Genomic DNA, 26,282 nt, shown 5'->3' with positions numbered 1-26,282 from the left:
CGGTCTGCGCGGCGGGCGGGCCTCAGAATAGGCTTTGATGAACCTTCCCGCCGGCCGGTCACAGACCGCCATGTTCACCGCCTCGGAGGTGGAAGCGCAGACCGGCGTCCCTGCCACCACCCTGCGGCAGTGGGAGCGGCGGTACGGATTTCCGCATCCGGTGCGCAACGCCAGCGGTTACCGACTGTACTCTCCGCTGGATATCGCCGCCATCCAGCACATGCAGGCGCACCTGAACGCGGGGGTGCAGGCCAGTCGCGCGGCGGAACTCACGCGCCGGGACCTGGCGGGCGCCGCGGAGCCGCCCGGCACCGCGGCGCCGGACGCCGCACGGGACCCGGCGGAGTGGGCGCAACTGCTGACCGCTGCGCTGCTCGCCTCGGACACGGAGCGCGCCTCGGCGCTGCTGGGGCAGGTGCACGCGCAGCTGCCTGTGGAGGACGTCGTGACCGAGGTGATCTCCCCCACCCTGATCGAGGTGGGTGCCCGCTGGGAGCGCGGAGAAATCACGGTGGCGCACGAGCATCAGGCCACGGCGTTCCTGCGGGCGCGGCTGTCGAACCTCATGGACGTGGCGGGCGTGAACGAGGGGTTCGGGCCGCTGGTCGTCGCAGCCTGCGCGCCGCTTGAACAGCATGAGCTTGGCCTGATGATGCTGACGCTGGCCCTGCGGCGACGGGGCGTGCGGGTGGCGTACCTGGGCGCCAACACGCCCCTGGGGGACCTGGCGGTGTTTGCCCGGATGCAGGGCGCGCGGGCTGTGCTGCTCGCCCTGAACGGCGAGTGGGCGCTGAACGCCACCCTGGAACACCTGCGGGACCTGGGGGGTCTCAACGTGCCGCTGTTCCTGGGCGGCGCGCTGCTGAATGTCCGCCCGGAGCTCGCCGCACAACTGGGCGGCGAGTACGCCGGGCCGGACGCGCCGCGGGCCGCGCAGGCCATCGCGGCGTACCTGCACCGGGCGGCGCACACTGAGGGAGGGCACGCATGAGAATTCTGGTCACCGGAGCGAGCGGGTTTGTGGGGAAAGCTGTGGTTGCGGAGCTGATTCACCGTGGGCATCAGGTGTGGGCAGGCAGCCGGCGGGGTGAGGCCGGCCCGGGCGCCCATGGGGTGACGCTGGACGTCGCCGACCCGGGCAGCGTGCAGCGTGCCGTCGGGCTGGCGGACCCGGAAGTGGTGGTGCACCTGGTGGGCATCATCGCGCAGCAGGGCGAGCAGACGTTCGAGCGGGTGCACGTGGAGGGCACGCGGCACGTGCTGGCAGCCACGCCCCGCGGCGCGCGGTACGTGCACATGAGCGCCCTGGGCGCCCGGGAGGACAGTGACAGCCGGTACTCCAGCAGCAAGGCGCGCGCCGAGGCGCTCGTGCGGGCCAGTGGGCTGCGCTGGACCATCTTTCAGCCGAGCCTGATTTTTGGGCCTGGGGACGATTTCTTCGGGCGCGTTCTGCGGGAACTGGTCAGCGCGGGGCCGGTGGTGCCGCAGATCGGGGACGGGTCGTTCCCGTTCCGGCCCGTCAGTGTCCAGGACGTTGCGCAGGCCTTCGCGGGCGCCGCAGGCAGCGAGGTGGGCACGGGTCAGACATTCGCGCTGACCGGCCCGGAGGAGTTCACGTTCCGGCAGTTGCTGACCCTGGAACTGCAGGCCCTGGGCAAACGCAAACCCGTGCTGCCGGTGCCGCTGGCCCTGATGAACCTGGCGGTGCCGCTGATGCAGCTGCTGCCCCAGCCGCCCATCACGCGTGACCAGTACGCGATGCTCAAGGAAGGCAATACGGCGCCGAACGAACCGGCCCGGACGGTGTTCGCCCTGCCGATGCTGCGGCTGCAGGAGCAGCTGCCGGGTATCGTCACGCGCCGCTGAGTAGCTCGAACTGAAAGGAAGCCAGGGCAGGGCGCCGGTGCGCCCTGCCCTGGGTGCTCAGGACAGCGTGCGGGGCAGGTCCTGAAGGGCAGTGACCGTGACGCTCGGTTCACCCTGACGGAACGCCGCAAGGTAGCCGTTCAGGGTGCCGCCGGCGCGTTCCACAAGGCGCGCCAGGGCCAGGGCGGTGCCACCGCTGGCAATGACGTCCTGCACGATAGTGACGCGTTTTCCTTTCAGGCGGTCGGCGTGCGGGCCGTCGAGCCACAGGGTCTCGGCGACGCCCAGGGTCATGCTGGGCACGTCCTGAATGAGGGGGTTCTGCATGTACGTGCGGCGTTTCTTGCGGGCGCAGACGTACGGCAGGCCGGACCGGTCGCTCAGTTCGTGCGCGAGCGGCAAGGCGTTCGTCACCACGGTCAGCAGGACCTCGGTGCCCTGGGGAATGAGCGCCACCATGGCCTGCGCAACGGCGTTGGTGAATTCGCTGTCGCCGATGAATTCCACCAGGGGCACGCGGCCCATCCCGCCGGCACGGACGGTGGGAAGGGTGCGCTGCACGCCGCCAATCGTGACGGTCAGTTCCTGCTCAGGGGGGACGTTCGCGGTCATGGTCATGCGTCAGGCTAACGCACGTTCGTCAGAGCAGGTGGCCAAGGTGGCCGACGGGTCCGCCCACCGGGACGGGCTGCGCTGCGCACGGCTGCCGGACCCGCCTGCACTTGCGCCGCAGGGGGCTCTGCCGGGGCCTGACGGTGCACGGGGAGCGTGGCCGACCCCCCGGGCGTTGCCCGGAGGCCGGTCACGCCGCTTTCGCCTGCCTACCTGAAGAGGGGCAGGTGGCCCAGGGCGGTCACCTCGGGCCGCTCCTGCCCTTCGGTGAACACCGCGACGACCGCGGCGACCTCACCGCCGACCTCCTCGATAATCTGCCGGATGGAATGCAGGGTCCCGCCACTGGACACCACGTCATCCACGATGGCCACCTTGCGGCCCCTGATCTTCTGCACGTCGAAGCCGTCCAGAACGAGCAGCTGCGGTTTCCCGGTCGTGATGGAGACGACCTCGCGGGCGACCGGGTCGACCATGTAGGGCTTCTGGGTCTTGCGAATAACGATGTAAGGCTTGCCGCTCTCCCGGCTGATGACGTGCGCGAGGCTCAGGGCCTTGACCTCGGGGGTGACGAGCACGTCAATGTCGGCAGGCAACAGGCGGGCCAGTTCACGTCCGGCCTCCTCGGTCACCTCGGTGTCGCCCAGCATATTGAACAGGGCGACCCTGACATCAGGGGAAACGGGCACAATGGGAAGATCGCGGGTCACGTGACCCACCTGAACCTTGAACGTGTTCACTCTGCGCAGTGTATACGGCCAGGGCCGCTGCCACCGGACCGCGCAGGTTCAGGGCGTCCCCCGGCGGAGCGGCAATTGAGGGGACTGGGGTGGGCCGCGCCGCCGCCATGCAGCACCGGAACGTGGAGGCTGGGCGCCGGCGTGCCCCGCGCCCAAAGGCGGGAGGTGAGGCGCCGCAGCGGGTGCCGGGCGGGTGCGGCGGGCGGGACTCGTGCGGGTCGCCGCACCCGCCACGGCCTGTTGACTACGGGCATCGCGCAGGCCCTGCGGGAGACCGCCTGCTGGCGGTTGTCCGGTGTGGTTGCCCCGAACCGGAGATGGACCGACCTATGGCACAGATCTGCTGAGTACCGCGCGGCGGTGCTGATCCAGCTCGGCGGAGGGAACCTGGGGAGCACGGTGCCGTAGGGACTTGCCGCGTACCGGGGGCCTGAGAACGGCAACCCCGGGGGGTGAGGTGGGGTGTTCAGAGGTCCTGCCGGGCAGGCCGGGAGAAACTGCGCCCTGGGCGGATGCGGTGCGTCCAGCGTCCTGGGAGTGCTGGAGACGCTGGGCAATCCTCTGCACTGGCGGGCGCAGGGGGCGGGCGGGTCCGGGGTGGGGTGTCGGTCCTGGCTGGACAGATGAAGAAGCTGTCTGGATAGTTGACTTGAGTTGTCCGGCCGAAAGGTTTACCTTTTTTATCAATGATTGCCTCCGCCCCTCCACGCCACCCCGCCCGAACGGACCTCAGTGCACTGAAATTCAATCAGTTCACCGTTGTGCTCGTGACGGCCCTGGCCGTGACGTTGACGCTGCCCGCCCTGACGCTCGTGCTGGGCGCGGCCATGCTGACCGGCGCACTCATTCCGCACCTCTCCCCCCTGAAGGCCGCGTACCGTCTGCTGGGTCCCGTCCTGCACCTGCAGCCTGAAGTCGTGGACGAGGATCCCCGCGCGCATCACTTCGCGCAGGGCGTGGGCGGCACGTTCCTTCTTGCCTCCGCCGCCCTGACCTTCGCTGGCCTGCAGGCCGCCGGCGTTGTCCTGGGCGTCATCGTGATCGCCCTGGCCGCTCTGAATCTCTCCCGCAGCATCTGCGTGGGCTGCCTGATGTACTTCCAGTACCGCCGCCTCCGCTACCAGCTGCTCAAGCGTTAAGGACATCCCATGAGTGACATTGAAGCCCTGAAAAAAGAAGTCCCGCCCTTCCAGATCTTTGACCTGATCCCGCAGTATGCCGCGCAGGGCTTCATTGACCCGGAACGTATCGACCTGCTCAAGTGGGCGGGCGTGTACCCCCAGCGTCCCCAGGAAGACGGCTTCCTGATGATGCGCGTGCGCGTGCCCACTGCCGAGTTCTCCAGCGCCACCCTGCGCGAAGTGGCGAATATTGCCGAGGAGTACGGGCGCGGCTTCCTGGACGTCACTGACCGTCAGGCCTTCCAGTTTCACTGGCTGACCATTGACAAGATCCCCCAGATCTTCGAACGTCTGGAACCGCTGGGCCTGCACCCCAAAGGGGCTTGCGGCGATACCGTGCGCGCCGTGATCGCCTCGCCCCTGGCTGGCCTGGACGCCCGCGAAATCATCGATGTCCGTCCTCTTGCCCTTGCCATGGAAGGCACCCTGACCGGCAACCCGGACTTCCAGGATCTGCCCCGCAAGTTCAAGATGAGCATCACCGCGGTGCCTGAACTCGAAGGCATCCACATGATCAACGACATCGGCTTCCTGGCGCACCGCGTGAACGGTGAGATCGGCTTCGACGTGTGGGTCGGTGGCGGCCTGGGCGCCGTGGCGCACCTTGCCAAGCGCCTGGGCGTGTTCATCCGCCCTGAGGAAGTGGTCGAGGTCGGTCAGGCGATTACCGCTGCGTACCGTGACCACGGCTACCGTCAGAACCGCAAGAAGAGCCGCCTGAAGTTCCTGCTCAAGGACCTGGGTGTCGAGAAGTTCCGCGAGATCGTCGAAAACGACTACCTGGGCCGCAAACTGCAGGACGGCCCCGCCGCACCGGTGGCCCGCTTCGGCGGCAACGACGTGCTGGGCATCAACCCCCAGGCGGACGGACTGAACTACGTGGTCGTGGCGACCACCGTCGGCCGCATCGATCCGCTCAAGGCCCGCAGGCTGGCCGAACTGGCCGACCGTTTCGGGAAGGGCGTGCTGCGCACCACCGCCTTCCAGAACATGGTGATCCCGCACGTGAGCACCGAGAACCTCACGGCGCTTACCGAGGAGCTCGCGGCCATCAACCTTGCGCCAAAAACCACGATCCGCGGCACGACCATCGCCTGCACCGGCAACCAGTTCTGCCGCCTGGCCCTCACGGAGACGAAAGCGCGCACCTCGGCGCTGGTGGACCACCTGGAGCCGCTGACCCTGGCGATGGACGTGCCGTTCACCATCAACCTGACCGGTTGCAGCAACGCCTGCACCCGCTACCAGGTGGCGGACCTGGGTTTCATGGGCGCCAACCGCACCGACAAGGACGGCACCGTGCACGAGGTGTACAACGTGCATCTCGCCGGCAGCATCGGTCAGGCGCAGCGCACCGGCACGAAGCTCAAGGGTGCCGTGCACGCCGAGCAGCTCAACGCGTACACCGAAGCGGTGCTTGAGGACTTCCAGGCGAACAAGCAGCCCGGCGAGAGCTTCGTGGAGTACGCCGACCGCGTGGGCCACGAGCGCTTCGCGCCGGACGCGGTGCTGGCGATCAGGGAAATGGTGAACGCGTGAGTGCCGTGACCAGACGCCCGGCCGTGACCACGGGCCGCGTGGTGTGGCTGACCGGCCTCAGCGGCGCGGGCAAAAGCACCCTGGCGAGTGCGCTGCACAGCGAACTGGTGGCCCGCGGTGTGCCCACCGAGCTGCTGGACGGCGACGCTGTCCGTGAGAACCTCAGCAAGGGTCTGGGGTTCTCCAAGGCGGACCGGGACACCAACGTGCGGCGCATCGGTTTCGTCGCGGGTCTGCTGGCAAAGCACGGCGTGACGGTGCTGGTCAGCGCGATCAGCCCGTACGCCGACACGCGCCGCGAGGTGCTTGCGAGTCTGCCGAACGCCCTGGAGGTGTTCGTGGACGCCCCGCTGGACGTCGTGACGGCCCGGGACGTCAAGGGGCTGTACCTGAAGGCCCTCGCCGGGGAGATTCCGCACTTCACCGGCGTGAGCGACCCGTATGAGGCGCCCGACGCGCCGGACCTGCACCTGCGCACCGATCTGATCAGTGTCGAGGACGGCGTGCGGCAGCTGCTGGAGGCCCTCGGCGTATGACCACGCTGGAACGCCGCCCTGACTTTGCGCCGGACAGCGATCCGCTGGACGTGATCCGCTGGGCGCTGGCCGCCTACGGTGACGTGCTGATGCCCAGTGCGTTCAACCTGAACGGCGTGGTGCTGCTGGACCTGGCCGTCCGGGCCGGGTACCGGGGTGAAGTGGTGTTTGTGGACACCGGATACCACTTCCCGGAAACGCTGGCCACCCGCGACCGGCTGGCAGCGCGCTACCCGGAGCTGAAGTTCGTGACCCTGAATGACGGGGCCTCACCGGAGGACGGACAGACGGACCCGGCGCTGTATGCCGCGGATCCGGACGCCTGCTGCGCGGTGCGGAAGGTGGCGCCGCTGCAGGCGTACCTGCGGCAGAAGGCGCCGGCGGCGCTGCTGAACGCCCGCAGCCGTGACCAGGCGACCACGCGCGCCGAGATTCCTTTCGTCGAGCAGGGCGTCCGGGTGAAGGTGAATCCGCTGGCGCACTGGACGCGTGAGATGCTCGAGGCGTACGCCACCGCCCATGACCTGCCGGTGAATCCGCTCTACTGGGACGGTTTCCTGAGTGTCGGGTGCTGGACGTGTACCCGCGCCGTGCGGCCGGGCGAGGACGCCCGCGCGGGTCGCTGGGCGGGTAAGGGCAAGACGGAGTGCGGCCTGTGGGCTGGGGAGAACAGGCTGTGAGCTTCTGCTGTTGACGTTGCTTTCCGGCCGCTGAGCGCGGCTTTTCCTGCCCTGAATAGTTGAGTCTTTTCATCCACCAACGTGCGCGTGTGAAATGAGGTTCCCCATGACGATCCTGCTGCCTGATACCACCACCCTGCCCAGCCCCCTGGGCGGCACCCTTGTCAACCGCGTCCGCCGCGCCGGGCATGATTTCGACCCGGCCAGCCTGACCGGCCTGCCGCGCCTGGAGGTCAGCGAACGGACCCTCGCGGACCTGGAGATGCTCGGCACCGGCGCGTACTCCCCCCTGACCGGCTTCCTGGGCGAGGCCGACTACCTCAGCGTGATCGAGCGCCTGCGGCTCGCGGACGGCACGCCCTGGAGCGTCCCCATCACGCTGCCCGTGGCGCGCGAGGACGCCGCGCGCCTCCACGGCCGCGTGGTCCTCACGCACGCCGGGCAGGACGTCGGCTGGATTGACGTGCAGGAACTGTACGAGGCCCGCAAGGCCCTGGAGGCGCGCGAGGTGTACCGCACCGAGGATGCCGCCCACCCCGGCGTGGCCGCCCTGTACGCGCAGGGAGACCTGAACCTTGCCGGCGAGGTGGCCCTGTTCGAAGTGCCGCGCGGCGCCTTCCCCCGTCACCACCGCACCCCGGCCGAGGTGCGGGCCACCATCGAGGCCCGCGGCTGGCGTTCCACAGTAGCGTTCCAGACCCGCAACCCGATTCACCGGGCGCACGAGTACCTCCAGAAGGTGGCCCTGGAACTCGTGGACGGCCTGCTGCTGCACCCGCTGGTGGGCACCACCAAGGGAGACGACGTGCCCGCCACCACCCGCGTGCGCGCGTACGAGGTGCTGCTGGAGCAGTACTACCCGCAGGCCCGGACCCTGCTGAGCGTGTACCCGGCCGCCATGCGGTACGCCGGTCCGCGCGAGGCGATCCTGCACGCCCTGTCCCGCCGGAACTACGGCGTGACGCACTTCATCGTGGGTCGCGACCACGCGGGCGTGGGCAGCTACTACGGCACGTACGACGCGCAGGAGATTTTCAGCGCCTACACCCCGCAGGAACTGGGCGTGCAGATCCTGAAATTCGAGCACACCTTCTATTGCAATTCCTGCGGGCAGCTGGTGAGCCCCCGGACGTGCCCGCACGACGCGTCGCACCACCTCGTGCTGAGCGGCACGAAGGTCCGGGAGAAGCTGCGTGCCGGCGAGAATCTGCCCCGCGAGTTCACGCGGCCTGAAGTGGCTGAAGTGCTGCGCGCCGCGTACGCCGAGCGGTCCTGAACAAGCACCTGAAGAAACCCTGAAGGTCCGGCGGTCACGGTCACACGTGGCCGCCCTCTGACCAACGTGAAATGCAGCATTCAGCACAGGAGGCCACCATGACCCGCAGCTCATTGATCAGTCTGCTTGCCCTGACCCTGACCACCACAGCAGCCGCACAGGACGCCCAGACGGTCCGCCTGGGGTTTTTCCCGAACCTTACGCACGCCCCCGCCCTCGTAGGGCTGCAGCGCGGCACCTTCCAGAAAGCGCTGGGCAAGGTGAAACTCGACGCCAAGGAATTCGTGTCCGGGACGACCCTGACCGAGGCGTTCGCCGCCGGGCAGATCGACATCGCGTACGTCGGCCCGGGGCCGGCCATCAACGCGGCCGGTCGCGGCATGCCCCTGCAGATCGTGGCGGGAGCCAGCGAGGCCGGCGCGGTGCTCGTGGCCCGCAAGGACAGCGGCATCAGGAGCTACAAGGACCTGGCCGGGAAGGTCGTGGCGGTGCCCAGCCTGGGCAACACCCAGGACATCAGCCTGCGGCACATCCTGAACGAGAACAGCCTCAAGTCCAAAACAGACGGCGGCAACGTGACCATCACGCCGATCGCGCCCGCCGATGTTCTGGCCGCATTCGCGGGCAAACGCGTGGACGCCACGCTCGTCCCTGAACCCTGGGGCGCCGCGCTGGAAGCGCAGGGGCACAGGGTCATCGGGACCGAGAAGACCGTGTGGCGCGAGGGCCGCTACCCCACCACCATCGTGATCGTGAACGCGAAGTTCGCCGCAGCGAACCCCCAGCTGGTCACGGCGTTCCTGAAGGCCCACGCGGACACCGTGGCGTTCATCAACCGCTCCCCGGCCGCCGCGCAGGCCGCCGTGAACGCACAGCTGCAGAAACTGACCGGCACGTCCCTGGACCTGCGGGTGCTGCAGCGCGCCTTCGCGCGCACGCGCTTCACGACTGCCCTGGACCTCGCCGCGCTGAAAGAGTACGCGGCGCTGAACGTGGAAGCCGGGTACGCCCGCAGCGCGCCGGACCTCACGCCCTTTCTGCGCAAGTAAGCGCTGCGCCCCTGCCGGAGTGTGTCCTGAATGACTGTCTCACCCCTGTCCCCTGAACGGCCCGCCACGCCCCCGGCCGCAGTTTCCTCGCGCTGGCAGACCCTGGCGCTGCAGGTGGTGGGCCTGCTCGTGATCCTGGGGATCTGGTGGCTGCTCACCGACGTCCTGAAACTCTACCCGCCGTACGTGTTCCCCGGCCCGAAAGCCGTGTGGACGGAAATCAGTTACGGCCTGTGGGGCAACGGCCCGCAGGACGGCAAGCTGCTCTCTGCCATCGGCGGCAGTCTGCGCCGCGTGGTGGTCGGGTATACCATCGCCGTTCTGCTGGGCACCCTGGTGGGCCTGCTGCTGGGCGCGTGGCGGCCGCTGCGGGCCACGGTCGGGTCGTACCTGACCGGCGTTCAGAGCGTGCCCAGCATTGCCTTCGTGCCGTTCGCGATTCTGTTTCTCGGCCTGAACGAACGGGCGGTGCTGTTCGTGGTGATTCTCGAAGGGTTCATTCCGGTGGCGCTGGCGGTGTCCGGCGCGCTGCTGAACGTCCCGCCGGCCCTGCGCGTGGCGGGCCGGACCCTGGGGGCAGGGCCACTGAGCCTGACCCTGCGGGTGCTGCTGCCGGCCAGTGTGCCCAGCATCCTGACCGGGCTGCGGACCGCGTGGAGCTTCGCGTGGCGCGCCCTGGTCGGCGGGGAACTCCTGATTGCGGGCAGCACCAGTCTGGGTGAACTGCTCGAGGTGGGCCGCAACACGGCGAACGTGGCCCTGGTGATGGCGACCATCATCATTATCGGCATCATTGGCGGGCTGTTCGACACGCTGCTGCGCGCCGCGGAGGGCCGCGTGCGCAGCACCTACGGGCTGGAAGTGCCACAATGACGACCACCATGACCCCAGCCGCTCCCCTGGCCCAGCCCGCAGAGCGTGGCGGCGCACCCCTGGCCCTGCAGGACGTCACCTACCACTACCACGGACGCAAGGCGCACGGCGCCGGCGTCGGGCCTCTGAACCTGACGGTAGCTGCCGGGGAGTTCCTGTGCGTGGTCGGCCCCAGCGGCAGCGGCAAAAGCACCCTGCTGTCCCTCCTGGCCGGGTTCCTGAAACCCCAGTCCGGCCAGATCACGCTGGCGGGCGAACCGGTGCGCGGCCCCCACCCCCGCCTGACCCTGGTGCAGCAGGAAGCGGCGCTGTTTCCGTGGCTGACCGTGGGCGGCAACGTGGCGTTCGGCCTGCGGAATGTCCCGCGCGCAGAGCGGGGGGCCCGCGTCACCGAGGCGCTGCGGCAGGTGGGCCTCGCCGGGTACGAGCGGCGCCGGCCTCACGAGCTGTCCGGCGGGCAGCGCCAGCGGGTCAGCCTCGCGCGGGCCCTCGTGACCCGGCCGGGGCTGCTGCTGCTGGACGAACCGTTCAGCGCGCTGGATCACGCCACGCGCACCACGCTGGCCGACGAACTGCTTGCCCTGTGGCGGCACTCGGGCGTGACCGTCGTGTTCGTGACGCACCAGCTGGAGGAGGCCCTGCACCTGGGGCAGCGGGTGGTGGCCCTGCACGATGGCGAGGTCGCGCTGGACGCTCCGGCCAGCGCCACCAGCGTGGACGCCCTGAAACGTCTGCTGCAGGCGTAAACAAGAACAGCGGCAGGCGGCCCGGGGGGTGATCCTCCCCGGGCCGCCTGCGCCGCCGTGAGGGGCAGCCCGGACCGAAATCGGCTTACAGCAGGGCGTGAATGCGGCGCTCCAGTTCGCCGGCCACGGCGTCAGGGCCGGCGTTCAGAGCGGCGGTGCTCAGGAACCAGGTGCCCTTGCGTTCAAATTCGCTGGTGAAGATGCTGGCCATCCCCGTGGCGCGGCGGTCCACTTCCAGGATGATGTCCAGGCCGTCCGGGCGGGGGAAGAGCATCATCTCGATCTCCGCGATGCGGTACTGACCATGCGGAGGGCGGAAACTGATTTCCTGCACGATCCGGCCGTGGTGGTACTCGATCTCGCTGCCACTGAGCTGGAAGCCCAGCCGCTGCGCGCCCCCGAACAGCACCTCCATGCTGCGGCTGGGCAGAACCTGCAGCGGGTCCTGGTCACTGGGGTCGAGGGCGCCGGCGATATCCGCGTCGGTGGCGAGCCACAGCTGAGTCCCGGGCAGAGACAGGGGCGTGCCGGGCTCCACGGGCACGCTGAAGGGGAACTCGCGCCGCTCGCCGGCCCGCAGGTCGAAGCCGGGCGTTACGGGGTGTCTGCTCAGCTGATGAACAGCGTAGGTGTCGTCCGTCTTGTACCGGGTGGCGATCCCCAGGTTCACCCGTTCGATCCGCTGGTCAAGCGAACCGCCCTGCACGATCAGCACGCCGTTCACCGTCTCCCCGATCCGCACGGCGGGGTTGTGCACCTGGGCGTCTACGCGGGCGCCACCGACACCGATGGCCGCCATCATCTTTTTCAGGAATCCCATACGCCTGCCCTTACGCGGCGGGCGCGGTGAAGGTTGCGGCTGCTCAGGCCCGGCGTTTGCGGGGGGCAGGCTTGGGAGGGGCCGGCGCCTCCAGCTGAGCGGTGAGTTCGGGCAGCGTGCCGGTGGCCATCATGGCCGCGCCGATGATGCCCGCCTCGTTCAGCAGCCGGGCCGGGACGATATGGCTGCGCTCCACCTGGAGGTGCGGGAGCCACTTGTCGGCTTTCTTGCTGACGCCCCCGCCGATGATGAACAGGTCCGGGCTGAACAGCAGTTCCACGTGTTGCAGGTAGGCGCTGACGCGTTTACTCCACTGTTTCCAGTTCAGGTCGTCGCGTTCGCGCGCCCGGTCGGACGCCCAGGTCTCGGCGTGCCGGTCGCGCAACCACAGGTGCCCGAGTTCGGTGTTGGGAACCAGCACGCCGTTGTGGATCAGGGCGCTGCCGATGCCGGTACCGAAGGTCAGGACCATCACGGTGCCCAGCACGTCTGCGCCCGCCCCGAAGCGCGCTTCAGCGAGGCCCGCGGCGTCGGCGTCGTTGATCAGGTGAACGGAGCGTCCGGTGGCCTGGGTGAACAGGGCGTCCGCGTCCAGGCCGATCCAGTCCGGGTGGACGTTCGCGGCCGACAGCGTGCGGCCGCGCTGCACGATGCCGGGGAAGGTCACGCCCACCGGGCCGGGCAGACCGAAATGCTCCACGAGTTCCTTCACCACGCGCGTCACGTCGTTGGGTGCCGCGCCTTCCGGCGTGGGAATGCGGTGACGTTCGGCGCTCAGGGTGCCGGTGCGGGTGTCCACGGGCGCGCCCTTGATACCGCTCCCGCCGATGTCGATGCCCAGGATCACGCTCATGGCCTTCAGCGTATCCCACTTCCGGCCCGCCGGGCCCGACCGTGAAGCGCAGTGAAGCGGCCGGACAGACAACCCGTTTGAACGGGGTGTAATTTTGTACTGGAAACGGTATACCCTGAAGAATCATGGATTCAACCTCGCTGCGCGAACGCCAGAAAGAACGCCGCCGCGCCCGCATCTATCACGTGGCCATTGACCTGTTCAAACGCGGCGGGTTCCAGACGACCACAGCGACAGACATCGCCCGCGCCAGCAACGTCTCCCGGGGCACCTTCTTCAACTACTACCCGTACAAGGAAGCGGTGCTGCTGGATTACGGCAGCGAGGTCATGAACCGCCTGCGCGACCACGCCGAGTCCCGCCTGCACGACGGCACGCCCCCCCTGACGGTCCTGTACGAGGTCTGGGACCTGCTGGCTGACGAGAACACCCGCGAACGCGACCTGTTCCCTCCCCTGGCCTACGAGGTCATGAACCCCAACCCGGAACGCGCCCGCACTGCGTACCAGGCCCTGCCCCTGAGCAAGGTGATTGAACTGATCCTGCGGCCCATGCACCAGTCCGGCATGATGCGCACAGACCTGAGCCTGCAGCGCATCAGCAACCTGATCGCCGATACGTACCTGATGGTCGCCCTGCGCTGGAGCGCCTACGGCACGGAACGCCCCCTGCAGGAGGAGATGCGCCTGGCCCTGAACCTGCTCCTCGAAGGCGCAGTCAAGCGCGACGGTCGTCCCTGAATCCAGAGCGGCCGTCAGCGCTCCCGCGGCGCGCCTCGCAGCGGCGCACTACACTGCCCGTGTGAAGGACCGCCTCACCCTCCCCGCGCACCCGCACTCCGGGCCGGTGCGGCCGTGACGCAGCCCGAGCTGCGGATCGGCTCGCCCCGCCACGCCTTTCCGTTCAGCCGCGGCCTGCTCGTCGAGTCTCTCGTGAATGCCGGCGCCAGCTCACCGCTGGCGGCGGCCGTGTCACGCCGCGTGGAGCAGCAGCTGCGCCTGGCGCGGCGCACCCTGGTCAGCGCAGCCGAACTGAAAGCCCTGATGGTGGAAGTGGCCCGCGACGTGGCCGGGCCGGAGGTGGCGCAGCGCGCCGAGCAGCAGATTCCCGCCTTCCAGGACATCATGGTCAGTGCCCGCAAGGGCGACCTGCCGTTCAGCCGCGGCGTACTGGCCCGCACGCTTGAGGACGCCGGGCTGTCCGGCAAGGACGCCTACGCGACGGCCAGCGTCGTCGACGTGCGCCTGCGTCAGCAGGGGGTCACGACCCTCACCGCCGAGGAGATTGACAACCTCACCGAGGACGCCCTCGCCCAGCGCTACGGTGAGCACCTGCGCCTCACGTACCGGTACCTGCGGCAGAACCGCGGGAAGCTCGGCGTGATCGGCGAGGGCGCCAGCGTGCCCAGCCCGTTCAGCAAAGGCATCCTGGTGCAGTCCCTGCTGGCCGCCGGCGTCACGCCGGACGTGGCCCGCAAGGTCGCGCGCGTCACGCAGCGGGACCTGCGCGGCAGCGACGACCGCGTGATCGCGCGCCACACGATCCGCCTGAAGGTCGAGGCGCTGCTGCGCGACGAGGTCGGCCCGGACGTCAGCGCCCGCTACCGCCTGCTGCGCGTGATCCGCCGCCCGCCCCGCCCGGTGATTGTGCTGCTCGGCGGCGTGAGCGGCACCGGCAAGAGCTTCCTGGCCGCCGAGATCGCCTACCGGCTGGGCATCGCGCGGGTGGTCAGCACCGACTCCATCCGCGAGGTGATGCGCGCCATGGTCTCCCCCGCCCTGCTGCCCACCCTGCACGCCAGCACCTTCAACGCCTGGGAAGCGCTGCTGCCTCCCGGCGCGCCCCGCCCCGAACACCCCAGCCGGGAAGCGCTGCTCGCCGGGTTCCGCGATCAGGTGCAGCAGGTGAACGTGGGCCTGAGCGCCGTGGTGGAACGCAGCGTGCAGGAAGGCAGCAGCCTGGTGCTCGAAGGCGTGCACCTCGTGCCCGGCTACATCCGCGCGGACGCTGCGCAGGGCGCCATCGTGGTGCCCATCCTCGTGACCCTCCCCGACCCGGACGAGCACCGCAAGCACTTCCAGAGCCGCGACACCGAGACTGCCGCCAGCCGGCCCCTGCACCGCTACATGGCGTACTTCCGGGAGATCCGCGCCATGCAGGACGAACTTGAAGCTCTGGCCCGCGCACAGAACGTCCCCCTCCTCGACGGCCTGACGCTCGACGAGAGTGCCGAGCAGGCCGTGGACGTGGTGCTGCGCCGCGTCATGGTCGCCCTGACCGCCGAGGAAAAACAGAACCTCCTGGGCGACGACTACGCCGAACTGAACCTCGACAGCGGCCGCTAGGCAGCGCCCCGCAGCGCCTCTACGGCATCAGCCGCTCGATGTGCCAGACGTGCCCGTCACGCCGGTACCGGAAGCGGTCATGCATGCGGTTGGCGCGCCCCTGCCAGAACTCCCACTCCTGCACCTGCACGCGGAAGCCCCCCCAGAAAGCCGGGCGGGGCACCTCGGCCCCCTCCGGGAACCGGGCGTGCAAGGCGGCAAAGGTGGCCTCCAGCGTCTCCCGGTCAGCCACCGGCGCGCTCTGCGGATCACTGGCATGCGCCGCGAGCTGACTCTCCCGGGGCCGGGCGTGAAAGTACGCGTCACTCTCCGCGGGCGGCACGCGCACCACTGGCCCGTACGCCCGGACCTGCCGTTCATGCTCCGCCCAGTGAAACAGCAGCTCTGCCTGCGGGTTGCCGCTCAGGTCCCGGCCCTTGTGCGATCCGTAGTTGGTGTAGAACGTCAGGCCGTGCGGCGTGGCGCCCCGCAGCAGCACGGTCCGCACGCTCGGTCGACCCGCGGCGTCCGCCGTGGCGACACTCAGCGCGTACGGCTCACGCAGGCCCCCGGCAATCGCCTCGTTCAGCCACAGCTGAAACTGCGCCAGCGGGTCAGCGTTCAGGGCGGCGCGCCGCAACTCCGCGCGGGTGTACGACAGTCTCAGGCCAGTCAGGTCCGTCACGCGCGCTCCTCCCGCCGCAGCGGCTGGCACTGCGGGCAGAAATGCGTGCCGCGCTGCGCGAGCACCATCTTCTCAATGGGCGTGCCGCAGCGCGGGCAGGGCTCCCCACTCCGGCCGTACACCACATGCGAATGCTGAAACAGCCCCGACAGTCCGTCATGCTGCCGGTAGTTGCCCTCCCCGGACCCCAGGCTGCTGCCCCCGGCGTCCACGGCGCGGCCCATCACGTCCCGCACCGCGTGGTACAGCCGGCCGGCCTCCCCCCGCGTCAGGCGGGTCTGCGCCGGGTGAATGCGCGCCTGCCACAGGCTCTCGTCCGCGTAGATGTTCCCCACCCCACTCACGGGCTTCTGCGACAGCAACCAGGGTTTCACCGCGCCGGCCCGCGCGGCAAGCGCCACGAAATCCTCCTCCCGAAACGCGTCTGACAGCGGCTCAGGTCCCATCGCAGTCAGGGTCGGCATGCCCGCGTACTTACCGGCCGGCACCACCGCCATCTTCCCGAACCGGCGTGGATCGTCGAAGTGCAGTTCGCCCGCATCGGTGCGGAGCGTCACCCGGGTGTGCTTGCCGCGCTCCATGCGGAACCCCCCGGTCATGCCCAGATGCACGATGAACTCCAGGTCGTGCGGCGCGTCCTGCGCGGCGTCTGCCGCCGCCAGGTGCAGCATCAGGTACTTGCCGCGCCGCGACAGGGCCGTCACGCGCCGCCCGGCCGCCAGGTGCGTGTCCCGGTACCGGTGCGGCGCGTCGTGACTGACCTCCAGAATCGTGCGGCCCAGTAGCAACGGCTCAATCTTCTTCCTTGTGGTTTCCACTTCCGGCAGTTCCGGCATACCTGCGCAGCATAGACCCCGGACCGGGCAGACACTGCGGGCTGAGTGACGGCCAGCCTGAGCCCGGGCTTCGGTCACCTGCCGTGCCCTCGCTCGCGCACCACCGTTCAGGCCAGCACGCCTCGCAGCCCTCCCTGTGCAGGATGCATAGCGGCCGCTGGTGATGCATTCAGGGGACAGGTGCCCAGAGCAGGCACAGGCTGTCCAGCCGCCTTAAGAGAGCCAGAGACGGTGCATCCGCAGTGAACGGGCCATTGACCGGGCGTGTGGCCCGCCTCACCCCCACCCAGGCCCTGCCGCGTGGACCACGAAACGACCGGGCCTTCCGGCGGCCCTGAAGGCTGGCACGTTGCCCGAATCACCCCGGGCGGCCAGGCGGCCCGGTAGGGTGGAGGCATGCCGACCCTGCTTCTTACTGGTTTTGAACCCTTTCATACGCATCCGGTCAACCCAAGTGCCCTCAGTACGGAAGCGCTGCACGGGCAGCAGGTGGGGTCCCTGACGGTGGAGGGCACGCTGCTGCCCGTCGAGCCACACGCGGCCTGTGCCCGCCTCAGCAGTCTTCTGGCTGCCCTTGAGCCGGACGCAGTGCTGCTCACCGGACTGGCAGCCGGACGGCCCCAGGTGACGCTGGAACGCGTCGCGGTGAATGTCATGGATTTCAGCATTCCGGACAATGCCGGGCAGGTGTACCGCGACGCTCCCATCGCGCCGGACGGACCGGAGGCGTACCTGAGCACCCTGCCGCTGCGGTCAGTGCTGGGGGCGTGGCGGGCGGCGGGTATCCCGGGCGACATCAGCAACACCGCGGGGCTGTACGTGTGCAACGCCGTGATGTACCACGCGCGGCACGTTCTGACGCGTGCGGGGCGGGGGAACGTGCCTTGCGGCTTCCTGCATCTGCCCGCCAGTGCGCCGGTCGCCCTGGCGGTGCCTGAGGACCGGACGGCGCTGCCGTACCTGCCGCAGGAGGAACTGACGCGCGCAGTGCGCGTGGCGGCCCAGGCAGTTGCAGAGGCCCGGCAGGGTCACGGAACAGCCGACCGCTGAAGGCACAGACCAGGGTGGCCGCGTGACCCGCGCCTGAGCTCCCATGGTTTGTCCAGAAGCTCCCGGATATCTGTGGTCTCCCCAGATCAGACGAGCCTGCAGGGAAGGCGGAGGGCAGGTGCGGTCCCTCAGCAGGACAGCGACCCGCGTGCGCCGGCGGGCGCGCGAGCCGATGGTGCACTGGGATGCGATGTCTGGTGACGTCTTAGGCGTCCTTGGCCGGCGACCGCGGCAGAGAGTCTTCAGGGCCGGGGCCCTGCCGGGACTACGGGAACGGCGCACGGCCGGGCTGCCAGTTCCCGGCCTCTCCGCCGGCCCAGTGCCATTCGCCGGCGCCAGGGTGGGTGGCGAGCGCGGCCTTTACGGCGCTGAGGGACACGCGACGGGCGAAGCGGGTACGGGCGTGCCACGCGGCCAGCGTGGCGTCGGGCTGTCCGGGGCGCAGGCCGCGCAGGGCGGCGTGCGCGCGGTTCACGGCGAGGTCGAACAGGGCGGGCGGGACGGCCCCGGTGCCGTGCGTGCCGGCGGGGCTGGGGTCTGTGAGGAAGGGCCAGTCGCCGGGCACGGTCAGGCGGTCAGGGTGCGCCGGGCGAGCGCGGCGACCTGGCCGGCATGCCAGGCGGTGTGGCGGGCGTTCAGGCGCAGCAGCGCCTCGATGGTCATGAGCGTGCCGCCCAGGGACACGAGCTCGGTCAGGGCGGCGGGGGGCAAGGTCCGGGTGACCTGCACTTCCCAGGCCATCAGGCGGGTCAGGCCGGCGTCGTCCGGGGGAGTGTCGGTGCCGGCGGCCTGAGCAATCAGGGTCCAGCATTCGCGTTTGCTGCCGCTCAGGTGCGCGGCGAGCGCCGCGACGCGCGGGTGAGGCTGGCCGTCCACGCGGGCTAGGGCGGCGGTGACGCTCTGGCGGGGCGCGTGGTTGGCTTCGTCCAGCAGGGTGGCCAGGTCGTGGGGGGTCATGGTGGAGGTCAGGACAGGCGGAAGGTGTCGCCGTCGCGGGTGAGGCGGCCCAGGTCGAGCAGGCGGGCGGTGACGGCGCGCGCCTGCTCGTCGTTCAGGGGGCTGGCGGCGCGCAGGTCGTCCAGGGTGAAACGCCCGCCGCGGCGGTGGGCGAGGCGGTAGACCATGCGTTCCTGAATGTCGGGGCGCGGGGCCCTGGTCTGGCGGCGGGTGAACACCCACCAGACGAGTGCGCCGATGAGTACGCCTGTCAGGAGGGCCAGGGGCAGCGTGGCGGCCGCGAAGGCCGGGTCGCCCACCTGTTGGCCCAGGGCGTGCAGCTGCGCCTGGGCGGCGGTGATCTGGTCAGGTGTGCCGCCCTCTTTGAGGCGGCGCAGGGCGCCGCGGGCACGCAGGTACGTCATGACGCCGCCCAGGTCGCCGCGCACGAACAGGATGCTGTAGGCGATCAGCGCGGCGGCGCAGCCGGCAATGGCAGACAGGGCGGCTTTGAGGACGTTCACCTGCTTATGCTACTGCCCGGACGCGGGGGGGAACGGTAACGCGGGTTGCCTGCCTCGCCCCCATCAGCGGCGGGGCAGGGCCCGCACGGCGGCCTTCAGGGCGCGCAGGGCGGGTGCCGGGTCGCCTGGAGCGTACCGCGCCGCGTGGTAGGCGGCCAGCACAGCTTGAAGAGGAGCGGTCAGGTCGGGGCGGGTCTGCGTGACCCGGCTGACGTACGCAGTGGGGGTCTCACCGGGGGCGCGTGGTACGCGCAGCCGCCCGGTCAGGTCCTGCAGGGCGCGGCTGGCCGGGTCGGCCGGGCGGGCGCGGCGGCGCAGCGTGAACCATGCCGGCAGCAGCGTGGCGAGCGTCACGGGGAACAGCAGCCACAGCAGCCCTCCTGGGCCCAGACCGCGCAGGCCGGCGCGTTCGAGCAGCGCGGCCTGCGCCTGTCCGTCGTAATCCACGACGAGGTCGTTCCAGCGGTTCTGCAGGGCGTCGAGCCGCAGGCGCAGGCGTTCAAGTGTGCCGGGTGCGCGGGGGGCGGCGGCAACGGGGCTGCTCAGGGCGGTGCGCACGTCCGCGTTCCGACGGGCAGGGGCGATTTCGGCGGTGGGGTCTACGCGCACCCAGCCGCGGTCAGGCAGCCACACTTCGGTCCAGGCGTGGGCGTCGCGCTGCCGGATGATCAGGTACCCGCCGTCTGGGTTCACCTCGCCGCCCAGGTAGCCGGTGACGACGCGGGCGCTCAGGCCGCTGGCGCGCATCAGGAAGGCGAACGCACTGGCGTAGTGTTCGCAGAATCCTTCGCGCGTGCCGAACAGGAAGGCGTCCACGCGGTCCTGTTCGGGCAGGAGGGCCGGGGCCAGGGTGTAGCGGTAGTTGCCTTTGCGCAGGAAGGTGAGGGCGGCCTGCACGCGGGCCTCCGGGGCCAGGGCCTGCCAGGACTGCCCGAGGGTCAGGGCGCGGGGGCTCTGGCCGTGGGGCAGCTGCTGGTTGAATGCCAGCCGGTTCTGGTCTTCGCGGCGGCCGAGCAGGGCGGGCTGGCTGACGAGTTCCACGCGGCGCCGGGAGGTGACGAAGCGGAGCGTGACCGCCTGGAAGGCCCCGCTGATGAAGGCCCCGTCCGGAACGCGCACGGGCGCATCAAGCGCCAGCAGCCAGGGCGTGCCGCTGGGTTCCAGGGTCAGGGCGTACGTGATCGGCGCGCCGGTCGCCTCGATGCTGGGTGCGGCGGCGCTGCCTCTCACCTGCTTCCAGGCCTCACCGTCGTACGCTTCCAGGACAGGTCCGCGCCAGTAGCGGTCCGTGGGGCCGGGCACGGCGTCCTGGAAGTCGGCGCGGAAGGCCACTGCATCACTCTGCGCGAGGTTCGTGAAGGACCCGGCGCGGACCTCGCTGCCCAGGCCCGTGAGCGCCTGGCCCTGCACGGGCAGTTGCCACAGGGGCTGCTGGGGGCGCGGGAACAGCACGAACAGCGCGGCGGCGAGCGGCGTGGCCAGCGCCATCAGGCGGACCACGCGGCCCAGCCGTCCTCCCACGCGCGGCCAGGTCAGGGGCGGCGCAGGGCTCACCCAGGTGCTGGCCGCCGCGAGGAGTGCGGCGGCGGCCAGCACGGTGAACGCGGCGGAGAGGGGCCCCTGGCTGAAGAAATACTGGGTGCTGGTGAGAAACAGGCCCAGCGTGACGAGCAGCTGTCCGTCCCGGCGGGTGCGGGTTTCGGCGGTTTTCAGCGCGACGAGCAGGGTCAGGAAGGCCGTGCCGGCGTCGCGGCCCAGCAGTGTGCCGTACGTGGCGTTCAGGGCGGCCCCGCCGGCCACGGCCAGCAGGGCCAGCAGCCAGGTGGGAAGCGGCTGGACTGCCACCCGCCCGGGGCGGATGGGCTGCCCACGCAGCAGGGTGTGGCCCAGCAGCGCGGCAACCAGGGCGGTGTTCCACACCGGCATGCGCGTGACCCAGGGCAGCAGCGTGAGCGTCAGGGCCAGCAGGGTCCACAGCAGGGCTTGGCGGTCCAGCGCGGCAGAGAGAGCAGAGCGAGATGGGGCTGGGGGCGGGACCGGCAGAGGGGCGTGCAGGGCCAGGGCGTTGTGCACGGCCAGCCGGTGAGGTTCGCCTCGCCCGGCAGGCACGCTCTCCCCGGGGAGGTGCAGGGCGTATGGGCGTCCGGCGGCGTGCAGCGCGTGCACCCAGGCACTCAGGCGGGCCAGGCGGGTTTCGTCGTCGCCGTGCGTATCACGCCAGTCAAGCAGGATGGCCTCGCCGCGGGCGGCGTCGGTTTCACGGGTGAGCAGCTGCCCGGTGCGGGCCACGTGCCGCCACGACACCTGCCGCGGCGAGTCGCCGGGGGTGAATGGGCGCAGCCCGGCGAAATCCTCGTCGCCACGGGTGCGGGCCGCGCCGTTCCCGGTGTCCGGCGCGGCGCGGTCCGGCACCGACGGGGGGGCGCTTTCCGGCACGGGGTGCGCCAGGGTGGTCAGCGGGGCGGGGGCGGGCAGGGTCACGCGCCACAGGCCCAGCCGGTCCAGGGCGTGCAGCGTGACCTTCACGGTCACGGGCCCGCGGACCGGGGCGGGCAGAGGCACCGTGAGGGTCAGGGGCGCGCCGGCGCGCAGGGGGGCGCTGCGCTGCGCGGCGCGGCCCGGGCCGCGCAGCCGGACCTGCAGCACCCCGTCCGCACCGGGGGCCGCAGCCACGCTGAATGGGGCGTCGGCACCGGCCAGCACGGGGGGTGGGGCCTGCACGGTAACGCTGACGTTCCGCGCGGCGCGCAGGGCCTGCGCGGCCGACAGAACCCACATGCCGCCCAGCAGGAAAGTCAGGCCGTAGCCCAGGCTCAGGCCGTAGTTGACGCAGCCGACCAGGGTCAGCAGGATCAGCAGCAGGAACGCCACCCCGAACCCTGTGGGCCACAGGCCCGCGGCGCGGTCCGGCGGAGCGTCAGGGGATCGGGATGTCCGCCAGGACACGGCTGACGACCTCCTCCACGTTCACGGACGGGTCGCGCCGGGTCAGGCGGTGGATGGCCAGCGCCGGGAACACTGCCTGCACGTCGTCCGGGAGAACCATGGCACGCCCGTGCAGGTACGCCCAGGCGCGCGCGGCGGCCAGCAGGGCCAGCAGCCCACGTGGGCTGAGTCCGCCCATCAGGGCGGGATGCTCGCGGGTGGCGCGCGCCAGCAGCTGCAGGTAGTCCAACAGGGGCGCGGCGGCGTGCACGGCGTCCACCTCGGCCTGCATGCCCAGCAGCGTGCCAGCGTTCAGGACGGCGCCCAGGTCGCGCACGGTGCTGCTGCGGCCCCCGGTTTCCAGCAGTTGCCGTTCGGCGCGCGGGTCCGGGTAGCCCAGCGTGACGGTCATCAGGAAGCGGTCGAGCTGCGCTTCGGGCAGGGGACTGGTGCCCACGAACGCCGCGGGGTTCTGCGTGGCGATCACGAAGAACGGTTCGGGCAGCGGGCGGGTCACGCCGCCCTCGGACACCTGACGTTCCTCCATGGCTTCCAGCAGCGCGCCCTGCGTGCGGGGCGTGGCGCGGTTGATCTCGTCGGCGAGCAGCAGTTCACTGAACACCGGGCCCTCCATGAACCGGAAGGCGCTGGTCTGGGCGTCCCAGATGGAGACGCCGGTCAGGTCGGCGGGAAGCAGGTCGGCCGTGAACTGCACCCGGCGGAAGTGCAGGCCGCACGTGCGGGCCAGCGCCTGGGCCAGGGTGGTCTTGCCGACGCCGGGCTGGTCCTCGATGAGCAGGTGGCCGCGCGCCAGGAGGCACGCGACGGCCAGCCGGATCTGCCGGCCCTTCCCCAGGATCACCCGGTCCAGTTGCGTGAGGGCCGCCTGGAGGGCCGCCGCGTGGCTGGCGTGCTCCGGCGAGAGGCGGGCGGCGGTGGTCATGACCGGCAGCCTACAGGGACCCCTCTGACAAGACTGCGACGCGGCGCCCGGGCTTCAGGTCACGTGAACGCCCGGCGCCTCCAGAGGTGCCGGGACGCGGCTCGTGGCGAGGCGTGCCCCCAGCCACGCGCCGGCCGCGTCGAACAGCCAGTCTTGCACGCCCGCTTCCCGGGGTGGCACGAAGGCCTGATGAATTTCATCGAGCGCGCCGAACCACGCGGCGACCACCCACGCGGCGCCCGGGCGGCCGGTGGCGCGGCCCAGCGTGAAGCCCAGCGCGAGGTACGCCAGGAAGTGCGCCGCCCAGTCCAGCGGGTGCGCCAGGGGTGGGCCGGGGGTGCGGGGCTGCCCGCTGAGCCACCAGATGACACCCATAACCGCCAGGGCCGGCAGCCACCACGCGGGCCGGGCGCGGCGCGCGGCGTTCAAGGGTGCCTGCCGGCGGGGTGCTCGACCAGTTCGATCAGGGTGCCCTGGCCCCATCTGGGGTGCAGGAAGGCCACCTGTGAGCCCGCGCGGCCCGGTGTGGGGGCGTCCTGCAGGAAACGGGCTCCTTGGGCCTTCAGGCGCGTCATCTCGGCAGTCAGGTTTGCGACGCGGTACGCCGTGTGGTGCAGGCCGGGTCCCCGGCGCTCCAGGAACGCGGCGATTGGGCTGTCCGGGCGGGTGGGCATCAGCAGCTCGATCAGGGTCTCCCCCACCTGGTAGGCGCGCACGCGCACGCCCTGGGTGGGGACGTCCTCATCCGGGCCTTCGGGGTGCAGGCCCAGCGCGTCGTAGGGCGCTGAACCCGCGTCGAGGTCCGGCGTGGCGATGGCCACGTGATCCAGCAGCAGGGCAGTCATGCCTGCAGGCTAGAGCATGCAGGCCAACCCGGACCACCTGAGGCCGCTCAGGGCGCCGGCGGGAAGAACAGCGCCTCGATCCGGTCGGCCACCTGCGCTGGCGCCAGGGTGTCGGTGTTCAGTTCGGTGGTCGCGGTGTGGCGCAGCAGCGGCTCGACCCAGCTGACGTGGTCCGCGGTGCGGGCGCGGTCTTCGGTGGGAGGTGGTGATGCTGGCCTGCACGCGGGTGAGCAGCACCGGCAGGGGGGCGCTGAGGGGCACCACAGCCTGGAATTGCCGGTGAAAGAGGCCCTGGTTGCTGTGGCAGCCGCTCAGGATCAGAGGGGCGGGCCCGGCGGTGTCAAGCAGGGCCTGAATGCGGTCCTCGCGCCACACCCAGTCTGGGCCGTCAGGCGCAGTTCTCCATTCGTTCCATTCGTCGTCGGTGTCCACAGTGCGGTGCCCGCGCCGGGCGAGTTCCCGCAGGGTCGTGGTTTTCCCGGTGCCGGACATGCCAGTGATCAGGATGGCAGGCTTGGTCCGGCGCGGGTCAGAGGGCCTGGGGGCGGGCGCGCAGGTACCAGTGTGCGACGGCGCGCATGACGTCCTTGCCTTCAGCGTCCTGCACGGTGACGTTCAGGACCAGGCGGGCGCGGCCGTCACGGGCGTACTCGGCGTGCGCGGCAGACAGGGCGGCGGGGTCCGCCGTTTCGGCGCGGGCGGTCAGGTTGCCTGCGGCGCGGCTGACGTAGTGGGTTTCGAGTTTTTCGATGAGGGGCACGGCCTGGTGCAGCTGGGCGGCGAACGCCCCGGCGAAGGCGGCGCCGCTGACAGCTTCGGCCAGCAGGAACTGCACGCCGGCGTGAATGGTGCCCAGGTGGTTGCGGAAGGGCGCGGTGTCGGGCGCGGCGCCTGTGGCCCAGCCGGCCCCCACGTCCGTGATCTGCACGCCGACTGTGGCGTTCATGGGAATGGCGTGCAGCGCCTGTTTGACGGTGTCGGCGGCGAAGGCGGGCAGGGGGGTGGTCTGGGTCATGCGGGTCCTCCGGAACAGCGCGGGATTTTGAACTGAGTTCAAGTATAGGGCGATGATGACCGGACCGCACGAAGCATTGGGCAACCCACCCGGTGCAGGACCACAGCCCGGAACCTCACCGCTCGGCCTTCCCCCCGCACCGGGGGCTCCCCGGCAGGAGGCATCTTCCTCTCATTCCTCCGGGACCACCTTCAGGTTCAGGTGTAAGGGTCTTCCAGGTACCGGCGCAGCACGGCAAGCGGCGGGTAGGTGCCCGTCCGGAGCTCGGCCTCGACCCGCCGGGCGTGTGCCCAGGTGGCCGCGGCCACCTCCGGACTCACGAGGCCCGCCTGCACGGCGTCTTCCAGTTCGTCGCCGTCAATGACGGTCGTGGCATCCACCGCCCAGGGGTCCTGCCCGGCCGGGTGGGCAATCACGTCGAGGTACAGGTCGTCGTGCCAGGGCAGGCCGCTCTCGTGCACGCCTTCCCCGCCGTGCAGGTCCACGTAGAACTGCACGGGCCGCCCCGCCGGGTTCAGCTGCGCAGTGAGGGCGCTGCCAGGCACGCCCTCGCCAGTGCCTGTGGGATGCACCCGCACCCAGCGGTACCCGTTGTCCAGGACGCGCTGCGTGCCCGCGTGCCCTGGCACAGGCACGTCCAGCGGGCGCAGGACCGCATGGGCCTCGTAATCCACGATCACGTGGCCCGGCACGCGCAGGTGCGTCTGCGTGTGGGCCGTGACGCGCGGCCAGGGCCGCAGGTCGAACACCTTGCGTTTCACGCCCGGACCCTACCCGCCCAGGCCACGCACGGCGCGCAGCATCAGGTCCCCCTCAAGTGCCTGGACGCGCGCCTTGAGGCTGGCAAGATCATCGCCGGGCAGCACGGGAACGCGCGCCTGCGCGAGCACCGGGCCTTCATCGATCCCGGCGGTCACCAGGTGCACGGTTGCGCCGCTCTCCGCGTCGCCGGACGCCAGGACGCTCTCGTGCACGCGGTCGCCGTACATGCCGCGGCCGCCGTGGCGGGGCAGCAGGCTGGGGTGAATGTTCACCAGACGCCCCGCGAAGTGCGACAGGACACGCGGACCGATCTCCCGCATGTAACCGCTCAGCACCAGCGTGTCCGCCCCGGCCTTCACCAGGAACTCGCAGATGGCGCGGTCCAGGTCATCCGGGTCGGGGTGGCGCGCGCTGCTGAGGTGCGCGACCTGCAGGCCCGCCTCACGTGCCCACGCGAGGGCCGGCGAGCGGCTGTTGTTGCTGATCAGCGCGGCTGGCGTGGCGTTCAGGTCGCCGCTGCGACAGGCGTTCACGAGGTGCCGCGCCGCACTCCCGCCGTGCGACGCGAGGAACCCAAGCTTCACAGGCGACCCGCGGGGGGCGTGGCGTGCGGCGTGACGGCCCGGGCCGTCCAGGCCCAGGCTGCCGTCCGCTTCACGGGCCCCC

30 protein-coding genes are annotated in these 26,282 nt (G+C 70.6%); 13 read left to right on the top strand and 17 right to left on the bottom strand.

What is annotated here, in order from left to right; translation table 11 throughout:
* Positions 1–37 precede the first annotated feature (37 nt).
* Both LAJ19_RS04810 and LAJ19_RS04805 read left to right on the top strand, forming a co-directional pair.
* Positions 38–991: a MerR family transcriptional regulator gene (locus LAJ19_RS04810; protein ID WP_225477170.1), complete on the top strand. Its 954-nt coding sequence runs from the start codon at positions 38–40 to the stop codon at positions 989–991.
* Entirely contained in the window at positions 988–1,866 is an 879-nt protein-coding gene (locus LAJ19_RS04805; protein WP_225477169.1) for a complex I NDUFA9 subunit family protein, read from the top strand. Before LAJ19_RS04810 ends, LAJ19_RS04805 begins: the two co-directional genes overlap by 4 nt.
* Positions 1,867–1,923: 57 nt before the next feature.
* Here the strand turns inward: LAJ19_RS04805 and LAJ19_RS04800 are convergent, their stop codons facing one another.
* Together LAJ19_RS04800 and LAJ19_RS04795 are read right to left on the bottom strand one after the other, a co-directional pair.
* Entirely contained in the window at positions 1,924–2,478 is a 555-nt protein-coding gene (locus tag LAJ19_RS04800; protein ID WP_432804237.1) for a phosphoribosyltransferase family protein, read from the bottom strand.
* A gap of 209 nt (positions 2,479–2,687) precedes the next feature.
* Positions 2,688–3,218: a phosphoribosyltransferase family protein gene (locus tag LAJ19_RS04795; RefSeq protein WP_225477167.1), complete on the bottom strand. Its 531-nt coding sequence runs from the start codon at positions 3,216–3,218 to the stop codon at positions 2,688–2,690.
* 686 nt (positions 3,219–3,904) lie between these two features.
* On the opposite strand from LAJ19_RS04795, the gene LAJ19_RS04790 reads away from it, so the two are divergent.
* The 8 genes from LAJ19_RS04790 to LAJ19_RS04755 all read left to right on the top strand — a co-directional run bounded on the left by LAJ19_RS04790 (position 3,905) and on the right by LAJ19_RS04755 (position 11,098).
* Positions 3,905–4,357, top strand: coding sequence for a DUF4395 domain-containing protein (locus tag LAJ19_RS04790; protein ID WP_225477166.1), 453 nt, complete (start codon positions 3,905–3,907; stop codon positions 4,355–4,357).
* Positions 4,358–4,366: 9 nt separating this feature from the next.
* Complete coding sequence (locus LAJ19_RS04785) at positions 4,367–5,938, top strand: nitrite/sulfite reductase (protein ID WP_225477165.1); 1,572 nt, start codon at positions 4,367–4,369, stop codon at positions 5,936–5,938.
* Entirely contained in the window at positions 5,935–6,474 is a 540-nt protein-coding gene (gene cysC, locus LAJ19_RS04780) for an adenylyl-sulfate kinase (protein ID WP_225477164.1), read from the top strand. Before LAJ19_RS04785 ends, cysC begins: the two co-directional genes overlap by 4 nt.
* A complete protein-coding gene (locus LAJ19_RS04775; RefSeq protein WP_225477163.1) occupies positions 6,471–7,154 on the top strand; it encodes a phosphoadenylyl-sulfate reductase in 684 nt (227 codons plus the stop codon). The genes cysC and LAJ19_RS04775 overlap by 4 nt, the downstream gene beginning before the upstream one ends.
* Positions 7,155–7,260: 106 nt before the next feature.
* Positions 7,261–8,430, top strand: a complete 1,170-nt coding sequence (gene sat / locus LAJ19_RS04770) for a sulfate adenylyltransferase (protein ID WP_225477162.1) — start codon at positions 7,261–7,263, stop codon at positions 8,428–8,430.
* Positions 8,431–8,528: 98 nt separating this feature from the next.
* Complete coding sequence (locus tag LAJ19_RS04765; protein WP_225477161.1) at positions 8,529–9,479, top strand: ABC transporter substrate-binding protein; 951 nt, start codon at positions 8,529–8,531, stop codon at positions 9,477–9,479.
* A 30-nt stretch (positions 9,480–9,509) separates the two neighbouring features.
* Positions 9,510–10,352 (top strand): ABC transporter permease, encoded by an 843-nt coding sequence (locus LAJ19_RS04760; protein WP_225477160.1) that lies wholly within the window; start codon positions 9,510–9,512, stop codon positions 10,350–10,352.
* A gap of 8 nt (positions 10,353–10,360) precedes the next feature.
* Positions 10,361–11,098, top strand: coding sequence for an ABC transporter ATP-binding protein (locus LAJ19_RS04755; RefSeq protein WP_225477159.1), 738 nt, complete (start codon positions 10,361–10,363; stop codon positions 11,096–11,098).
* Positions 11,099–11,183: 85 nt separating this feature from the next.
* Here LAJ19_RS04755 and LAJ19_RS04750 read toward each other — a convergent pair whose 3' ends face one another.
* Together LAJ19_RS04750 and ppgK are read right to left on the bottom strand one after the other, a co-directional pair.
* Positions 11,184–11,918, bottom strand: a complete 735-nt coding sequence (locus LAJ19_RS04750) for a sporulation protein (RefSeq protein WP_225477158.1) — start codon at positions 11,916–11,918, stop codon at positions 11,184–11,186.
* A 43-nt stretch (positions 11,919–11,961) separates the two neighbouring features.
* Positions 11,962–12,771 carry a polyphosphate--glucose phosphotransferase gene (gene ppgK, locus LAJ19_RS04745; protein WP_225477157.1) on the bottom strand — a complete coding sequence of 270 codons (810 nt, stop codon included), beginning with the start codon at positions 12,769–12,771 and terminating at the stop codon, positions 11,962–11,964.
* A 125-nt stretch (positions 12,772–12,896) separates the two neighbouring features.
* On the opposite strand from ppgK, the gene LAJ19_RS04740 reads away from it, so the two are divergent.
* Entirely contained in the window at positions 12,897–13,511 is a 615-nt protein-coding gene (locus LAJ19_RS04740) for a TetR/AcrR family transcriptional regulator (RefSeq protein ID WP_225477156.1), read from the top strand.
* A 114-nt stretch (positions 13,512–13,625) separates the two neighbouring features.
* The gene (locus LAJ19_RS04735; protein ID WP_225477155.1) at positions 13,626–15,116 is read left to right on the top strand and encodes a 2-phosphoglycerate kinase; all 1,491 of its coding nucleotides are present in this window, start codon (positions 13,626–13,628) and stop codon (positions 15,114–15,116) included.
* Between the two features lie 19 nt (positions 15,117–15,135).
* Here the strand turns inward: LAJ19_RS04735 and pdxH are convergent, their stop codons facing one another.
* The gene (pdxH, locus tag LAJ19_RS04730; protein ID WP_225477154.1) at positions 15,136–15,780 is read right to left on the bottom strand and encodes a pyridoxamine 5'-phosphate oxidase; all 645 of its coding nucleotides are present in this window, start codon (positions 15,778–15,780) and stop codon (positions 15,136–15,138) included.
* Entirely contained in the window at positions 15,777–16,616 is an 840-nt protein-coding gene (locus LAJ19_RS04725) for a DNA-formamidopyrimidine glycosylase (protein ID WP_225477153.1), read from the bottom strand. The genes pdxH and LAJ19_RS04725 overlap by 4 nt, the downstream gene beginning before the upstream one ends.
* Positions 16,617–17,012: 396 nt before the next feature.
* Between LAJ19_RS04725 and LAJ19_RS04720 the strand changes: the two genes are divergently transcribed.
* Complete coding sequence (locus LAJ19_RS04720; RefSeq protein ID WP_225477152.1) at positions 17,013–17,666, top strand: pyroglutamyl-peptidase I; 654 nt, start codon at positions 17,013–17,015, stop codon at positions 17,664–17,666.
* Between the two features lie 265 nt (positions 17,667–17,931).
* On the opposite strand, the gene LAJ19_RS04715 is transcribed toward LAJ19_RS04720, so the two are convergent.
* The 11 genes from LAJ19_RS04715 to purN all read right to left on the bottom strand — a co-directional run bounded on the left by LAJ19_RS04715 (position 17,932) and on the right by purN (position 26,200).
* Positions 17,932–18,231 (bottom strand): hypothetical protein, encoded by a 300-nt coding sequence (locus tag LAJ19_RS04715; protein WP_225477151.1) that lies wholly within the window; start codon positions 18,229–18,231, stop codon positions 17,932–17,934.
* Positions 18,232–18,233: 2 nt separating this feature from the next.
* Positions 18,234–18,623: a hypothetical protein gene (locus LAJ19_RS04710; protein ID WP_225477150.1), complete on the bottom strand. Its 390-nt coding sequence runs from the start codon at positions 18,621–18,623 to the stop codon at positions 18,234–18,236.
* Positions 18,624–18,631: 8 nt separating this feature from the next.
* Entirely contained in the window at positions 18,632–19,126 is a 495-nt protein-coding gene (locus tag LAJ19_RS04705; protein WP_225477149.1) for a hypothetical protein, read from the bottom strand.
* A 63-nt stretch (positions 19,127–19,189) separates the two neighbouring features.
* The gene (locus tag LAJ19_RS04700) at positions 19,190–22,072 is read right to left on the bottom strand and encodes a transglutaminaseTgpA domain-containing protein (RefSeq protein ID WP_225477148.1); all 2,883 of its coding nucleotides are present in this window, start codon (positions 22,070–22,072) and stop codon (positions 19,190–19,192) included.
* Positions 22,044–22,994 (bottom strand): AAA family ATPase, encoded by a 951-nt coding sequence (locus LAJ19_RS04695; RefSeq protein ID WP_225477147.1) that lies wholly within the window; start codon positions 22,992–22,994, stop codon positions 22,044–22,046. The genes LAJ19_RS04700 and LAJ19_RS04695 overlap by 29 nt, the downstream gene beginning before the upstream one ends.
* A gap of 54 nt (positions 22,995–23,048) precedes the next feature.
* Entirely contained in the window at positions 23,049–23,369 is a 321-nt protein-coding gene (locus LAJ19_RS04690; protein WP_225477969.1) for a VanZ family protein, read from the bottom strand.
* Between the two features lie 50 nt (positions 23,370–23,419).
* Positions 23,420–23,839, bottom strand: coding sequence for a VOC family protein (locus LAJ19_RS04685; RefSeq protein ID WP_225477146.1), 420 nt, complete (start codon positions 23,837–23,839; stop codon positions 23,420–23,422).
* A gap of 9 nt (positions 23,840–23,848) precedes the next feature.
* Complete coding sequence (locus LAJ19_RS04680; protein ID WP_225477145.1) at positions 23,849–24,331, bottom strand: AAA family ATPase; 483 nt, start codon at positions 24,329–24,331, stop codon at positions 23,849–23,851.
* A gap of 37 nt (positions 24,332–24,368) precedes the next feature.
* The gene (locus LAJ19_RS04675) at positions 24,369–24,854 is read right to left on the bottom strand and encodes a PaaI family thioesterase (RefSeq protein ID WP_225477144.1); all 486 of its coding nucleotides are present in this window, start codon (positions 24,852–24,854) and stop codon (positions 24,369–24,371) included.
* A gap of 197 nt (positions 24,855–25,051) precedes the next feature.
* Positions 25,052–25,615: a DUF402 domain-containing protein gene (locus LAJ19_RS04670; RefSeq protein WP_225477143.1), complete on the bottom strand. Its 564-nt coding sequence runs from the start codon at positions 25,613–25,615 to the stop codon at positions 25,052–25,054.
* Positions 25,616–25,624: 9 nt separating this feature from the next.
* Positions 25,625–26,200, bottom strand: coding sequence for a phosphoribosylglycinamide formyltransferase (gene purN / locus LAJ19_RS04665; RefSeq protein WP_225477142.1), 576 nt, complete (start codon positions 26,198–26,200; stop codon positions 25,625–25,627).
* Positions 26,201–26,282: the final 82 nt, after the last annotated feature.

It is taken from the genome of Deinococcus taeanensis, assembly GCF_020229735.1.
GTDB lineage: Bacteria > Deinococcota > Deinococci > Deinococcales > Deinococcaceae > Deinococcus > Deinococcus taeanensis.
This window is presented reverse-complemented; position numbering and strand designations above follow the sequence as displayed.

Excerpts from the sequence above, each read along its gene's own strand:
- LAJ19_RS04810 (WP_225477170.1), top strand. The coding sequence starts at position 38 with ATGAACCTTCCCGCCGGCCGGTCACAGACCGCCATGTTCACCGCCTCG.
- LAJ19_RS04805 (WP_225477169.1), top strand. The coding sequence starts at position 988 with ATGAGAATTCTGGTCACCGGAGCGAGCGGGTTTGTGGGGAAAGCTGTG.
- LAJ19_RS04800 (WP_432804237.1), bottom strand. The coding sequence starts at position 2,478 with ATGACCGCGAACGTCCCCCCTGAGCAGGAACTGACCGTCACGATTGGC.
- LAJ19_RS04790 (WP_225477166.1), top strand. The coding sequence starts at position 3,905 with ATGATTGCCTCCGCCCCTCCACGCCACCCCGCCCGAACGGACCTCAGT.
- LAJ19_RS04785 (WP_225477165.1), top strand. The coding sequence starts at position 4,367 with ATGAGTGACATTGAAGCCCTGAAAAAAGAAGTCCCGCCCTTCCAGATC.
- LAJ19_RS04775 (WP_225477163.1), top strand. The coding sequence starts at position 6,471 with ATGACCACGCTGGAACGCCGCCCTGACTTTGCGCCGGACAGCGATCCG.
- sat (WP_225477162.1), top strand. The coding sequence starts at position 7,261 with ATGACGATCCTGCTGCCTGATACCACCACCCTGCCCAGCCCCCTGGGC.
- LAJ19_RS04765 (WP_225477161.1), top strand. The coding sequence starts at position 8,529 with ATGACCCGCAGCTCATTGATCAGTCTGCTTGCCCTGACCCTGACCACC.
- LAJ19_RS04760 (WP_225477160.1), top strand. The coding sequence starts at position 9,510 with ATGACTGTCTCACCCCTGTCCCCTGAACGGCCCGCCACGCCCCCGGCC.
- LAJ19_RS04755 (WP_225477159.1), top strand. The coding sequence starts at position 10,361 with ATGACCCCAGCCGCTCCCCTGGCCCAGCCCGCAGAGCGTGGCGGCGCA.
- LAJ19_RS04750 (WP_225477158.1), bottom strand. The coding sequence starts at position 11,918 with ATGGGATTCCTGAAAAAGATGATGGCGGCCATCGGTGTCGGTGGCGCC.
- ppgK (WP_225477157.1), bottom strand. The coding sequence starts at position 12,771 with ATGAGCGTGATCCTGGGCATCGACATCGGCGGGAGCGGTATCAAGGGC.
- LAJ19_RS04740 (WP_225477156.1), top strand. The coding sequence starts at position 12,897 with ATGGATTCAACCTCGCTGCGCGAACGCCAGAAAGAACGCCGCCGCGCC.
- LAJ19_RS04725 (WP_225477153.1), bottom strand. The coding sequence starts at position 16,616 with ATGCCGGAACTGCCGGAAGTGGAAACCACAAGGAAGAAGATTGAGCCG.
- LAJ19_RS04720 (WP_225477152.1), top strand. The coding sequence starts at position 17,013 with ATGCCGACCCTGCTTCTTACTGGTTTTGAACCCTTTCATACGCATCCG.
- LAJ19_RS04710 (WP_225477150.1), bottom strand. The coding sequence starts at position 18,623 with ATGACCCCCCACGACCTGGCCACCCTGCTGGACGAAGCCAACCACGCG.
- LAJ19_RS04695 (WP_225477147.1), bottom strand. The coding sequence starts at position 22,994 with ATGACCACCGCCGCCCGCCTCTCGCCGGAGCACGCCAGCCACGCGGCG.
- LAJ19_RS04690 (WP_225477969.1), bottom strand. The coding sequence starts at position 23,369 with ATGGGTGTCATCTGGTGGCTCAGCGGGCAGCCCCGCACCCCCGGCCCA.
- LAJ19_RS04685 (WP_225477146.1), bottom strand. The coding sequence starts at position 23,839 with ATGACTGCCCTGCTGCTGGATCACGTGGCCATCGCCACGCCGGACCTC.
- LAJ19_RS04680 (WP_225477145.1), bottom strand. The coding sequence starts at position 24,331 with ATGTCCGGCACCGGGAAAACCACGACCCTGCGGGAACTCGCCCGGCGC.
- LAJ19_RS04675 (WP_225477144.1), bottom strand. The coding sequence starts at position 24,854 with ATGACCCAGACCACCCCCCTGCCCGCCTTCGCCGCCGACACCGTCAAA.